This is a genomic window from Stenotrophomonas maltophilia, from assembly GCF_900186865.1.
In the GTDB taxonomy this organism is placed as follows: domain Bacteria; phylum Pseudomonadota; class Gammaproteobacteria; order Xanthomonadales; family Xanthomonadaceae; genus Stenotrophomonas; species Stenotrophomonas maltophilia.
In genome coordinates this window covers 1,268,799-1,281,470 of sequence record NZ_LT906480.1, presented here as the reverse complement: position 1 = coordinate 1,281,470, position 12,672 = coordinate 1,268,799, and the positions used below count along the sequence as shown (strand labels likewise).

General features: G+C 68.3%; 14 protein-coding genes. 9 read left to right on the top strand and 5 right to left on the bottom strand.

Translation table 11 applies throughout. The features are described from left to right. The first annotated feature begins 6 nt into the window (after positions 1 to 6). The 8 genes from mdcC (at position 7) to CKW06_RS06120 (ending at position 6,638) form a co-directional block, all read left to right on the top strand. Positions 7 to 327 carry a malonate decarboxylase acyl carrier protein gene (gene mdcC / locus CKW06_RS06155; protein ID WP_005408516.1) on the top strand — a complete coding sequence of 107 codons (321 nt, stop codon included), beginning with the start codon at positions 7 to 9 and terminating at the stop codon, positions 325 to 327. Beyond that, a complete protein-coding gene (locus CKW06_RS06150; RefSeq protein ID WP_024957005.1) occupies positions 324 to 1,232 on the top strand; it encodes a biotin-independent malonate decarboxylase subunit beta in 909 nt (302 codons plus the stop codon). The genes mdcC and CKW06_RS06150 overlap by 4 nt, the downstream gene beginning before the upstream one ends. 2 nt (positions 1,233 to 1,234) lie before the next feature. Then, positions 1,235 to 1,939, top strand: a complete 705-nt coding sequence (gene mdcE, locus CKW06_RS06145; protein WP_024957004.1) for a biotin-independent malonate decarboxylase subunit gamma — start codon at positions 1,235 to 1,237, stop codon at positions 1,937 to 1,939. After that, positions 1,932 to 2,573 carry a malonate decarboxylase holo-[acyl-carrier-protein] synthase gene (mdcG, locus tag CKW06_RS06140; RefSeq protein ID WP_024957003.1) on the top strand — a complete coding sequence of 214 codons (642 nt, stop codon included), beginning with the start codon at positions 1,932 to 1,934 and terminating at the stop codon, positions 2,571 to 2,573. Before mdcE ends, mdcG begins: the two co-directional genes overlap by 8 nt. Positions 2,574 to 2,608: 35 nt before the next feature. Beyond that, positions 2,609 to 3,424, top strand: coding sequence for a triphosphoribosyl-dephospho-CoA synthase MdcB (gene mdcB / locus CKW06_RS06135; RefSeq protein WP_077684430.1), 816 nt, complete (start codon positions 2,609 to 2,611; stop codon positions 3,422 to 3,424). After that, entirely contained in the window at positions 3,421 to 4,341 is a 921-nt protein-coding gene (mdcH, locus tag CKW06_RS06130) for a malonate decarboxylase subunit epsilon (protein ID WP_024957001.1), read from the top strand. Before mdcB ends, mdcH begins: the two co-directional genes overlap by 4 nt. A gap of 104 nt (positions 4,342 to 4,445) precedes the next feature. Continuing rightward, the gene (locus tag CKW06_RS06125) at positions 4,446 to 5,813 is read left to right on the top strand and encodes an SLC13 family permease (RefSeq protein ID WP_005408510.1); all 1,368 of its coding nucleotides are present in this window, start codon (positions 4,446 to 4,448) and stop codon (positions 5,811 to 5,813) included. Positions 5,814 to 5,918: 105 nt separating this feature from the next. Then, a complete protein-coding gene (locus CKW06_RS06120; RefSeq protein ID WP_024957000.1) occupies positions 5,919 to 6,638 on the top strand; it encodes a GntR family transcriptional regulator in 720 nt (239 codons plus the stop codon). Between the two features lie 71 nt (positions 6,639 to 6,709). Here CKW06_RS06120 and CKW06_RS06115 read toward each other — a convergent pair whose 3' ends face one another. Continuing rightward, entirely contained in the window at positions 6,710 to 7,042 is a 333-nt protein-coding gene (locus tag CKW06_RS06115; protein ID WP_024956999.1) for a hypothetical protein, read from the bottom strand. Positions 7,043 to 7,193: 151 nt separating this feature from the next. Here CKW06_RS06115 and CKW06_RS06110 point away from each other — a divergent pair, with 151 nt between their 5' ends. After that, positions 7,194 to 8,141, top strand: coding sequence for a nucleoside hydrolase (locus tag CKW06_RS06110; RefSeq protein ID WP_024956998.1), 948 nt, complete (start codon positions 7,194 to 7,196; stop codon positions 8,139 to 8,141). Positions 8,142 to 8,145: 4 nt separating this feature from the next. Here CKW06_RS06110 and CKW06_RS06105 read toward each other — a convergent pair whose 3' ends face one another. From CKW06_RS06105 to CKW06_RS06090, 4 genes are all read right to left on the bottom strand, one after another. Then, the gene (locus tag CKW06_RS06105) at positions 8,146 to 9,405 is read right to left on the bottom strand and encodes an MFS transporter (RefSeq protein ID WP_024956997.1); all 1,260 of its coding nucleotides are present in this window, start codon (positions 9,403 to 9,405) and stop codon (positions 8,146 to 8,148) included. Positions 9,406 to 9,483: 78 nt separating this feature from the next. Continuing rightward, entirely contained in the window at positions 9,484 to 10,497 is a 1,014-nt protein-coding gene (locus CKW06_RS06100; RefSeq protein WP_024956996.1) for a hypothetical protein, read from the bottom strand. 83 nt (positions 10,498 to 10,580) lie between these two features. Next, positions 10,581 to 11,894, bottom strand: a complete 1,314-nt coding sequence (locus CKW06_RS06095) for a sensor histidine kinase (protein ID WP_024956995.1) — start codon at positions 11,892 to 11,894, stop codon at positions 10,581 to 10,583. Continuing rightward, positions 11,891 to 12,631, bottom strand: coding sequence for a response regulator (locus CKW06_RS06090; protein ID WP_010483437.1), 741 nt, complete (start codon positions 12,629 to 12,631; stop codon positions 11,891 to 11,893). The genes CKW06_RS06095 and CKW06_RS06090 overlap by 4 nt, the downstream gene beginning before the upstream one ends. Positions 12,632 to 12,672 lie beyond the last annotated feature (41 nt).

Here is a 12,672-nt window from a genome sequence, read left to right as displayed (position 1 = left end):
CTGAGCATGGAAACCCTCGACTATCGATTCGAAGGGCACACTGCGGTGCAGTTTCCGCGCGGAGCGGTGCTGGTCGGCGTGCTGGCCTCGGGCAACCTGGAAATCCTGCTGGAGCCGGCCGCACTGGACGGCGCGATGACGGTGCGCATCATCACCGCCGCGAAGGGCTTCGGCAGCGTGTGGCAAGCGGTGATCAGCGACTTCGCACAGCGTCATCCGCTGCGCGATGTACGCATCTCGATCAACGATGCCGGTGCGACCCCGGCGGTAGTCAGCCTGCGCCTGGACCAGGCCGTGGAAACCCTGCTTGCTGGAGAACCACGATGAACCGGACGCAGCGCTACAGCTACTACGAAGCCGATGCGCGCGAGCGTATCGCCAGCCTGGTCGATGCCGGTTCCTTCAGGGAATTCCTCGGCCCGGCGCGGCGGATGATGAGCCCGCACCTGGCACAGCTCGACCAGCCCGCGGCGTTCGACGACGGCATCGTTGTCGGCGAAGCCACGCTGCGTGGCCGACGCGTGCTGCTGGCCGCGCAGCAGGGTGAATTCATGGGCGGCGGGGTGGGCGAGGTGCACGGCGCCAAGCTGACCGGGCTGCTGCGTCGTGCAGCCGAAACACATCCCGAAGGCGTGCTTCTGCTGCTGGACACCGGTGGTGTGCGCCTGCACGAAGCCAATGCGGGGCTCATCGCCATTTCCGAGATCATGCGCGCCACCCTGGACGCGCGTGCAGCGGGTGTGCCGGTGATCGCGCTGATCGGCAGCGGCAACGGCGCCTTCGGCGGCATGGGCATCGTCGCCCGCTGCTGCACTACGGTCATCATGTCCGAAGAGGGTCGCCTGTCGCTGTCCGGCCCGGAAGTGATCGAGACCGTGCGCGGCGTGGAAGAGTTCGATTCCCGCGATCGCGCGCTGGTCTGGCGCGTAACGGGAGGCAAGCACCGCTACCTGATCGACCAGGCACAGGTGCTGGTGCCCGATGCCATCGAGGCCTTCGCGCAGGCGGCCAGCAACGCGCTGCAGCCTGATACCAGCAGCACCGATCCGGATACTGCACTGGCCGCGCTGCAGGCCCGCCACGCTGCACTGAAGGCGCGCCTGCAGGCCTGGGGCGATTGCCGCGATGGCCTGGAGATCTGGGCCCGCCAGGGCATCGCAGCCCCCGAGCGACTACCGCTGCTCGACACCGATGAGTTCCTCATCGCCACCGCCGACCGGAGCCTGCCATGAGCATGCCGCTGCAGACCCTGCTCGATGCCCTGTTCCCGCATGGGCATGCCATTGCGGTGAACGATTCGGTGCTGACCGGCAGCGCTGCCACCGAGGATGGCAAGGTGACCGTGATCGGTACCGCCGACAAGCTTGAAGTCGGCGTGGACCACGCACTGGCACTGGCCGAAACCGTGCTTGCCAGCACCGGCGCACATCCACAGCGACCGATCGTGATGCTGGTGGATACCTCCGGCCAGCGCCTGGCGCGGCGCGACGAACTGTTGGGCATCAATGGTTACTTTGCACATCTCGCGCAGACGCTCGATCTGGCACGCCGCCGTGGCGCGCGCCTGATCACCCTGGTCTACGGCGAATCCGTCAGTGGCGGCTTCCTCTCATTCGGCCTGATGGCCGACCAGATCCACGCCCTGCCCGATGCACAGGTGCGGGTGATGGACCTGCGCGCAATGGCGCGGGTGACCAAGCAACCGCTGGAGAAGCTGCAGGCGCTCAGCCAGAGCTCGCCGGTATTCGCGCCGGGCGTCGCCAACTACGTGGCGATGGGTGCGGTGGACTCGTTGTGGGAGGGCGATCTTTCCCAGCACCTGCTGCAGGCCCTGCGCACGCCCGCCGAAGGCGACCTGCGTGCCGCACGCGGCGCACAGCGTGGCGGTCGCGCCCTGGCGGCAGGGGTTTCGACTGCGGTGGCCCACGGCGATGCCTGAGCGGCCCGACCGCCACACGCTGGCCTGGCTGTCGGCCGATGCCGACTGGCGGGCTGACGTGACTGCACACGAACCGCGCCTGGCAGCATGGTTCGCACAGGGCCTGCCAGGCATGGTGGCACGCAGTGCGGCGGATGATCCCGACCCGCGGCTGCGCCTGGGGGTGCCGCTGCCGCCAGGCGAAGGCAAGCAACGGCTGGCGCTGCGCGTGGCCCTGCAGGACATCCAGCACCTGCAGCCTCCCCCTGCCCTGGATGAGATTCTCGCCGGCGGCGTTCCGGCTGATTGGCAGGCGGCACTGCAGGCAATGCTGCGGCTTGCACCGGCCCGCGTGTTCGGTGCCTTCGCCTGGCAGCACCTCAGCGGCCTGCCCTATGTGCACGCCCGCTCGGACATCGACCTGCTGTGGCAGGTGGATGACGCGTGGCAGGCCGACCTGCTGGTCGAGCGCCTGCAGCACTGGGAAAGCGCCTACGGGCATCGAGTCGATGGCGAACTGTGCCTGGTGGATGGTGGCGCGGTGAACTGGCGCGAATACGCCGGGCGCAGCCGCGAGGTACTGGTCAAGCGCCTCGATGGTGCCGCACTGGAACTACGTGATGCGTTGTTCGCCTCCACCGGGGTGAGCGCGTGAACGCCCTCGTGCAACCGGCGGTCAGGCCAGCTGCCGTGGACAGCGCGCGTCTGGGGCGCCTCGCCATCGCCAGCCTGCACGCCGAACTGGCCCTTGCACCCAAGCCAGGGTTGGTCACGCCATTCGACAGCGGCAGCCACCACGACATGGACGCAGGCACGTTCCTGCGCAGCCTGTTTACGCTGCGCCACTACTTCATCGCCGTGGCCGACGCCGGTGCCAGCGCGGCACCGTTCCAGACGTTGCGCCGGCACGGCATCGCTGCGGAGATATCGATGCTGCACGCCACTGCGGGCATCAACACCCATCGCGGTGCGATCTTCAGCCTTGGCCTGCTGGTGGCGGCTTCCGCTGCCTGTCGGGGCCGCGCGGGCGGCGCCATCGCAGCCGAGCAGGTCTGCCAGGAAGTGCGCCGCTGGGCTGCCGAGCTCGCCGGCGCACCGCTGGATGCGAACAGCCCTGGCCAGCGCGCGCGCGCACGGCACGGCGTGCAGGGTGTGCGCGAACAAGCGACCGCCGGCTACCCGCTGCTGCGCGAGGTGGCACTGCCTGCCCTGCGCCACGCGCTGGCCAGCGACCTGCCACGCGAGGCCGCGATGTGCCAGACCCTGATGCAGCTGATCGCGTGCGTGGATGACCTCAACCTGCTGCACCGTGGCGGCGTCGACGGCCTGCGCTGGGCCCAGCAACAGGCGCGAGGGTTCCTCGATGCCGGCGGCGCCTTCGTGCCCGGCTGGCAGGCACGCCTGCACAGCATCGGTGATGGATTCGTCGCACGCCGGTTGAGCCCCGGCGGCAGTGCCGACCTGCTGGCCTGTGCCTGGTTCCTGCTGCAGCAGGAGGTCGCATGAGTCTTGCCCTGCTCTGCCCCGGCCAAGGTGCGCAGCATGCGGCGATGTTCGACCGCGTGCGCGATCTGCCTGCCGTGCGCGACGTACTGGAGACCGCCAGCGCAGTGCTTGGACGCGACGTGTTCGCGGCAGCTGCTGACGAATCGCGCTTCGACAATGTTCTGGCGCAGCCCTTGCTGTGTGCAGCCAGCCTTGCGCACTGGCAGGGACTTCGCGAAGCGGTGCCTGCACCGGTGCTGGTGGCCGGCTACAGCATTGGCGAGCTCGCCGCGCACGCCATCGCCGGCAGCTTCGATGCCACCACCTGCCTGGCGCTGGCTGCGCAACGTGCGCAGTTGATGGACGGCGCCAGCCCCGCCGATGCAGGCCTGCAGGCGGTGCTCGGGCTGGAACGCCATGTACTGCAGCCGCTGTGCGATCTGCACGGCGCGCACGTGGCCATCGCCAACGGGCAGGACCATTTCATCGTGGGCGGCACGCACGCCTCGTTGCAGCGGCTGGCCGATGCAGCGCGGGCGCAGGGCGCGGACATCCGTCTGCTGCCGGTGCGCGTGCCCGCACACACACCATTGCTGGCGGCGGCGGTCGCACCGTTCGCTGCCGCACTCGATGCATCGCCACTGCAGGCCCCACGCCTGCCGCTGCTGGCCGGCATCGATGCGCGACCGGTGCGGGACCGCGCAACGGCAGTCAGCACGCTGTCGTTGCAACTGGCGCAGACCATCGAATGGGCGCAGGTGATGCGCCAGGCCTTCGAGCGCGGCGCGCGCGTGTTCCTGCAGCTGGGCCCGGGCAACGCGCTGGCGCGCATGGTCGCGCCGGCCTATCCGTGCTGCGAGGTGCGCGCGGTGGAAGAGTTCCAGAGCCTTGAAGGTGCCGCGGCCTGGGTCCGCAGCGCGCTGGAACGGCTGCAGTAACGGGTTCGAGCAGTACGTATCACGCAACACGCCGTACGTCGCCTTACCCCGGGATGGCGGGTCTCCATCCGTGCTGTACGTGAGTCACGTGTCTGGGAGGGCGCATGAGTCCACAAATCGCAACGATCATCGGTCTGGTGATCATGTTCATTGTTGCCACGGCGATGCCGATCAACATGGGCGCCGTCGCCTTCGCGCTGGCCTTCATCATCGGCGGGCTGTGGGTCGACATGGGCGGCAAGGAGGTCCTGGCCGGCTTTCCCGGCGATCTGTTCCTGACCCTGGTCGGCATCACCTACCTGTTCGCCATCGCGCAGAAGAACGGCACCATCGACCTGCTGGTGCACTGGGCAGTAAAAGCCGTGCGCGGCCATATCGTGGCCATTCCGTGGGTGATGTTCGTGATCACCGCGGTCCTCACCGCGTTCGGTGCGCTGGGCCCGGCGGCGGTCGCGATCATCGGTCCGGTCGCGCTGCGCTTTGCCAAGCAGTACAACATCAATCCACTGATGATGGGCCTGCTGGTCATCCATGGCGCGCAGGCCGGTGGCTTCTCGCCGATCAGCGTGTACGGCAGCATCACCAACGGCGTGGTGCAGAAAGCCGGGCTGGAAGTGACCGAGATGGCGGTATTCCTGACCAGCCTGGGCTTCAACTTCATGATGGCGACGATCTGCTTCTTCGCGTTCGGCGGCATCGCCCTGCTGCGGCGTGGCTCGATCACCGCGGCCGGAACGCTCGGCAATGCCGAGCTGGCGATGGCCGGTGGCCCACAGGCCTCGTCGCGCCAATTCGCCATCGAAGGCCATGGCGCGCTGGTCGCAGCCGGCGGCGGCACGCTCAGCAATGATCCGGCAGCACTGGATGCGGTGAGCCTGACCCGCGAGCGGCTGTTCACCCTGATCGGCCTGCTCGGCCTGGGCGTGGCCGCGCTGATCTACAACCTCAACGTCGGCCTGGTCTCGATCACCGTGGCTGTCGCGCTGGCACTGCTGTCGCCACAAAGCCAGAAGGGCGCGGTGGATGGCATCAGCTGGTCCACCGTGCTGCTGATCTGCGGTGTGGTGACCTACATCGGCGTGCTGGAACATGCCGGCGCGGTGGACTTCATCGGCAATGGCGTGTCCGACATCGGCATTCCGCTGCTCGGCGCGCTGCTGGTCTGCTACGTCGGCGGCATTGTCTCCGCATTCGCCTCGTCGGCTGCGGTGCTGGGCGCCACGATTCCGCTGGCGGTGCCGTTCCTGATGCAGGGTCACCTCAGCGCCGCCGGCGTGATCTGCGCGCTGGCGGTGTCGTCCACCATCGTCGATGTCAGCCCGTTCTCCACCAATGGCGCACTGGTGGTGGCTTCGGCAGCCAAGGAGGAACGCGAGACCCTGTTCCGCCGCTTCCTGGTCTACAGCGGACTGGTGGTGGCCCTGGGGCCGCTGCTGGCCTGGCTGGTATTCGTGGTACCGGGCTGGATGTAACCACCCAACGGTAGTGCCGGCCGCTGCCCGGCAATCCCATGAAGCCATCCAGCGATCATGGGTTGCCGGCCAGCGGCCGGCACTACCTGGCGGTACACTTCCTCCATGGCCATTGCCCCTGCCCCGCGGTCACCGAAGAAGCGCGCACCTCTGTACGAAGAGGTGGCCGAACACGTGCGCGAGCGCATCTACGATTACCGCCTGCCGCCGGGTGAGTGGATCGACGAGCCCGCACTGTGCGAAGAACTGGGGATCAGCCGTACGCCGCTGCGCGAGGCGCTGAAGCTGCTGGCTGCCGAAGGCCTGGTGCAGATCGATGCCGGTCGTGGCTGCCGGGTCACCCGGTTGACGCTGGAAGACCTCAACCAACTGTTCCCGGTGATGGCCATGCTGGAAGGCCGCTGTGCGCACGAAGCGGTCAGGCACATCGACGATGCCGGCGTGCAGCAGCTGGAAGACCTGCATGCGGCGATGGAAACCGCGGCGGCCGAGGGCAACATCGCCGAGTACTACCGCAACAACTACCTGATCCACGAAACCGTGCAGCACTACGCCGGCAACCCGTGGCTGATCCGCATCACCCACGACCTGCACCGCATCCTGAAGATGCATCGCGGCCGCCAGTTGCTGACCCCGGGCCGCACCGCGCAGTCGCTGGCCGAACACCGCGAATTGATGGAGTGCTTCCGCCGCCGCGACGCGCAGGCTGCCGAACGCACCATGGAGCGCCATCTGCTCAGCCAGGGCCAGGCACTGGCCGCCTATGTGGCGGCAGGTGGGCTGTTGAACGTGCCGGCGCCGTTGCCGACCGAAGGCGGCGGTTGAGCGGATGAGGTTGCCGGCCAGCGGCCGGCACTACCAGGACGTGACCTTGGCCGGCATCCTGGAACATCTCGTCAATCGCCACCACCGCAGCTGCCACCGTCACCACCCCCACCGCTGTCGCCGCTACCGCAGTCGGAGCTGCTGTAGCTGTGATGGCTGTGGTTGTCACTGGAATAGCCAACGGAGGTGTCATGGCTTCCGCCGCCATCCCCCCGGCTGCCCGAGCCACCGGCCGTGGCCACCGCCATGCACAGGATGGCGCCGACCAGCGGCAGCAGCCAGACCAGCAGCAACTGCACCGTCCGGCCGCCTGCCGAGAGGCCATCGCGCCTGACGATCACCACGGTAGCCACCACGTTCAGGCCCAGCACCAGCAGGACCAGCAGCAGGGCAACGATCAGCATTCGGCGGTTCCGTGCCTGGACTGGGGGCATTATGGCCTGCCTCCCCGGCAATGGCCCTGCCTGTCATGAAGATGGGACAATGTAGGGCGCGCTGGCCTGCTTCCGGGCCGCCGGCGCCCCCCGCACCACACGGAAGAAGAAGAACAACAACATGCTGAAAGTCATTTTCGATACCGACCCGGGCGTCGACGACGCCCTGGCCCTGCTGTACCTGCACAAGCACGCCCAGATCGACCTGATCGGTGTCACCACCACCTTCGGCAACGCCTCGGTGGAGTCGACCACGCACAATGCGCTGTACCTGAAGCAGGCCTGGGGCTTTGCCGCTCCGGTCGCACGCGGTGCCGGCGGCCCGCTGCAGCCGGAAGCCACCCCGGAAGCCTGGCCGGTGCACATCCATGGCCACAACGGCCTGGGCAACCACCCGGTGCCGGCCGAACTGGACGTGGCCGCCGACGCGCGCCCCGCCCACCAGCTGATCATCGACCTGGTCCGCGCCCATCCGGGCGAGGTGACCCTGGTCGCGGTCGGCCGCATGACCAACCTGGCCCTTGCCCTGCAGCAGGCGCCGGACATCGCCGGCCTGGTACGCGGCGTGGTGATCATGGGCGGCGCCTTCCACGTCAACGGCAACATCACCCCGGCCGCCGAGGCCAACATCTGGGGCGACGCCGAAGCGGCCGACGTGGTGTTCACCGCCAGCTGGCCGGTCACCGCCATCGGCCTGGACGTGACCACCCGCGTGGAAATGGACCGTGACGGCCTGGACAAGCTGGCTGCGATCGGTGGTGCCGATGCCGAACTGGTGCGTGCGCTGTCGCAGGATTACGTGGACTTCTACCTGCAGGCCGGCCACAAGGGCATGGTCGTGCACGACTGCTGCGCCTGCATCGCGCTGACCCGTCCGGAGCTGTTCCAGTTCGAGCGCGCCAGCGTGCGCGTGGCCACCGACGGCGTCGCCCGCGGCATGACCATTCCCAAGCCGGAAGGCCTGGCGTTCGGCCCCAGCGTGTGGGACGGCCACGTGGTGCAGTCGATTGCCATCGGCGTCGATGCGGCCGCCGTGCTGGCCGACATCGAGCAGACCCTGAAGGTCTGACCCGCTAGCGCTTGGCCCTGCCCGGGACCGTCTCGGGCAGGGTCCACAGCACCGGCAGCACCAGCACCGCCACCAGCGCGATCATCGCGCCTGGCGCTGCTGCCCAGCCGCTGCGTTCCACCCACCATTGCGCCAGCCATGGCGTTGCCCCGCCGAAGAAGGCCGTGGCCATTGTCACCCCCAGTGCCAGCCCACTCACCCGCCCTTCGCCGGGGAACTGCTCGGCCGTGGCCGGGGCCGCCACCGCGCTTACACCACCGGCCACGCAGGCCAGCAACACCGCGGCCAGCGCGATGCCCAGCGGCGTCGCCTGCGCCATCCACGCGAACAAGGACAGCGGCAGCAGCGCTGCCAGCACGGTCAGGCCCAACAGCACCGGCCGTCGTCCGGCACGGTCGGACAATGCGCCGCACAGGGGCGTGATCGCGATCACCGCCACGGCCGCAATCGTCGACAGCCACAGCGCATCGCCCTCATCGTGGCCCCGCGCATGCAGGAATGCGGGCACATAGGTGATGCCGACGTAGTAAGTAATCGAGCCCAGCGCCGAGATCGCGAACGTGCGCGCCACCGCCAGCGGATGGTTGCGCAGCACATGCTTCAGCGGCGTCGCGGGAATGCTGCCCTCGCGGCGCTGCCGCTCGAACTCCGGCGACTCGTGCATGCCCGAGCGCGCGACCAGGATCACCAGTGCCAGCGCCGCGCCAACGAAGAACGGAATACGCCAGCCCCAGCTGTCCAGCTGCGCGGGCGCGAGCAGCGCCACGGTAACCGCAGAGATCGCCACCGCCAGCAGCGCACCCACCTCGCTGGCTGCGGACGCCAGCGAGGTCACCAGGCCACGTCGCTGCGCCGGTGCGCTTTCCAGCAGGTACGCCACCACCCCGGTGTACTCACCGCCCACCGAAAACGCCATCACGCAGCGCAGTACCAGCAGCAGCACGCCCGCCGCGGTGCCTGCGGTGGCCGCGGTTGGCAGCAGCGCAGTGGCCAGCATTGCCGCCGCCATCAACGCCATCGAAGCCAGCAGCATCCAGCGCCGGCCCAGGCGGTCGCCCAGATGACCAAAGCACAGCGCGCCCAGCGGGCGCATCAGGTAGGACACCGCGAAGCCGGCCAGCGTGACCAGCAGCGCCTGTTCGCCGCCGCCGAAGAACACCCGCGACAAGACCGTGGCGAAGTACAGGTACAGGGTGAAGTCGTACCACTCCACTACCGTGGACAGGCCCGCCACCCACATCGAGCGCTGCCGCGCCACCGTCATTGCGTGTTCGCCTTCAACAGCCTCGATCCCGGTTGCACAGGTTCGGGGCAGGATGTCATGGCCGGGGTGAAATACGGGTCATCGGCTATCCATCGCCTGCATGTACTGGGTTTCATGGCCGGTGAAGCGCTCACCGTCAAAGCCGAAGCAGAAGCGGCCTTCCTCGAACACGCGGTAGACCAGCAGCGCACCATTGAGGCAGAACTGCGGCTGGTCCACGCCCGTTTCCAGTGTCCCGTAGCCGGTAGCATCACCGCCCTTCCCCGCCGGCCCCGTGAAGGCATCGATCGGCAATGGCTTGGCGCGTCCGGTGCGGGTGTCGACCAGCACCAGCGTGCGCTGGAAGTACTCTGGACGATCATCGACCTGTACCAGCAGGTAGTGCTGGTTGAAATTGGGCTTCTGGTGCTGGAGCGCATCTCCGATAGCGGCCCGGTGCGACGTATCGCAGAAGTCGACCGGGCTGTAGCGGTAGCTGCAACCGTCGTGGTCGTAGGGCAGGTTCATGCCGGAATAGCTGATGCTTCCCTCGCTGTCCACGTCGTGGCCCAGTTCCGGCGTGCTGCACAGCAGCCACGAGCGCTGCGCATCTTCAGGATCGGCCATCAGCTTCGGTTCGCGGCCCTGCTCATAAGACGCGCCGCCCGGAAATTCCTGCCCGAAGCGCTGGCGGACGATGGGACGTGCCTTCTCCAGCGGCAGACCGATCTTCACGCCACGGAACGAGACGAAGGTCATCGTCGGCAGGATCACCTCCTCCACCGGCAGTCCCTTCCATTGCCCCTGCACGCAGAACGTGGCGATCTCGTTCTCCTCATCCTCCTTGCAGGGCTGTGGCGCATTCGCGGCCAACCAGGGGTGGGCCGGGCGGTCGGTCTGCTGATCGATGTACCAGCCGTCCAGCGCGCAGGTCGGCAAGGCATCGAGCAGCGGAGAAAGGTCTGTTGCGGTGGCCGGGGCGGCCAGCGGTGTGCCCGCTGCGGGTGTCCCGGTCAGCGCATCCGGTGTGCGCTGGCATGCGGCCAGCACGAGTAGACCGACCAGCAGCGCGACGTGGCGCGCACGCTGGATTGAATGCTGCGTTCCCTGCATTGCGTGTTTCCTGGTTTCGACACCCGCTAGATGATCGCCGATCCCGAGGCCATGCAGGTGCGTGGATGCATTGACCCCGCCAGTTACCCCGGCAGCTGCAATTCGGCCCGCAGGCCACCGCCCTCACGGTTGTGCAGCCGCAGCGAGCCGCCCAGCGACTGCGCCAGCTGCACGGCGATGGCCAGACCCAGCCCGGTGCCGCCGGTATCGCGGTTGCGTGAGCTTTCCAGCCGATGGAACGGTGCCAGCACCGCCTGCAGCTGGTCCTCCGGGATGCCGGGGCCGCGGTCGGACACGCTGATCCACGGCCGGCCTGCTGCATCGCGCCCCGCCTCGATCTCGGCACTACCGGCGTAGCGCAACGCGTTGTCGACCAGGTTGCCGACCACCCGCCGCAGCGGCTGCGGCCAGGTCTGCACGGTCAGGCCTGTGGGTGCGCCACCACTGACCGCCTTGCCCATGTCTTCATAGTCGCCCACCACGCTGGCCAGGAACGCGCCAAGATCCATCGCCACTGGCGCGCCACTGGCCACGTGGCTGCTGCGCGCGTAGGCCACGCCTTCGCGCACCAGTTGCCCCAGGTGGTCCAGGTCATCCAGCAGGCGCTGCTGGGTGGCATCTTCGGGCAAGGTTTCCACGCGCAGCTTCATGCGCGTGATCGGCGTCTGCAGATCGTGCGAGATGGCCGCCAGAATCTGCAGCCGCTCGCTGACATGGCCACGGATGCGCGCCTGCAGTGCATTGAGCGCGGCTGCGGCCGTGCCCACTTCGGCGGGGCCGTCTTCGGGCAGCATCGGTGCGTCCTTGCCAGGCTGCAGTTGCTCCACGGCGTGCGAGAGCTGCTGCAGCGGGCGCAATGCCAGCCGCACCGCCAGCCAGGCGCATACCAGCAGCAGGGCCAGCTGCACCAGCAGCACGGCCGGCAGCCAGCGCGCCAGCGGCAGGCCCGACGGGGTGACTTCGATGGTCAAGGGGGTGCCGTCGTGCAGGCGCAGTTCCACCTCGAACCGCTCCGGCAGGCGAGCCACCTGGCGCGCCTGCAACGGATAGCGGTGCTGCAGGCTGTCATCGATGATCGCCGTGACCTGGCGTGCACGATCGGTCTGCAGCCCCGGTCCGGCCGCGGCCGGGCGCAGCAGGTAACGGTAGGTGCGCCGCTCCAGCCGCGGCACCCAGGCCGCGCGCTGGCCTGCGGGCAGGTGCTCCAGCAGCGCGACACTCACGGCCACGTCTTCATCGAGGTTGCGCAGCATCATGCTGCGGGTGGACTGGTAGCGTTCGAAGAACAGCAAACCGAAAGACAGTGCGTGGGCCAGCGCCAATCCACCCAGCAGCACCAGCAGCAGGCGCGCCGACAGCGTGCGCGGCCAAGGCAGGCGGCGCGCGCGGGCGTTCATTCCTCCGGCCCCAGCAGCTGCACCGGCACGCTGAACACGTAGCCTTCGCTGCGCACGGTCTTGATGTAGGTGGGCTCACGCGCGTCATCGCCCAGGCGCTGGCGCACGCGGCTGACCAGGAGATCGATGGAACGATCGAACAGTTCTGCATCACGGCCCTGGGTAAGGCTGAGCAGCTGGTCGCGGCTGAGCACACGGTTGGCGTGGTCGAGAAACACGCGCAGCAGGCGGAATTCCGCACCGCTGAGCGGATAGGCGGTGTCCTGCGCATCCAGCAGATGGCGGGCAGTGGTATCCAGGCGCCAGTCGCCGAAGGCCAACTGGCGGCCGGCTTCACTCACCTGCAGGTTCGGCGGCAGCATCTGCGTGCGCCGGATCACCGCATTGATGCGCGCCAGCAGTTCGCGTGAGGAGAACGGCTTGGTCACGTAGTCATCGGCGCCCATTTCAAGGCCGATGATGCGGTCGGTTTCGTCGTCGCGGGCGGTCAGCAGCACCACCGGCACCGCGCGATGCTTGCCGGCACGCAGGTTGCGGCACAGGCTCAACCCGTCCTCGCCGGGCATCATCACGTCCAGCACCACCAGGTCCACCGCGTGGGTGTCCATCAGCGCGCGCATCGCACGGCCGCCATCGGCCTGGCTGACGCGCAGGCCGTTGCGCTGCAGGTAGTCGGCCAGCATCTGGCGGATCTCGCTGTCATCGTCGACGACAAGGATGTGCGGTACGTGGTTCATTGCGTTCTCGATGAAGACGGAGGTCAAGGCCGCGCGGCGCG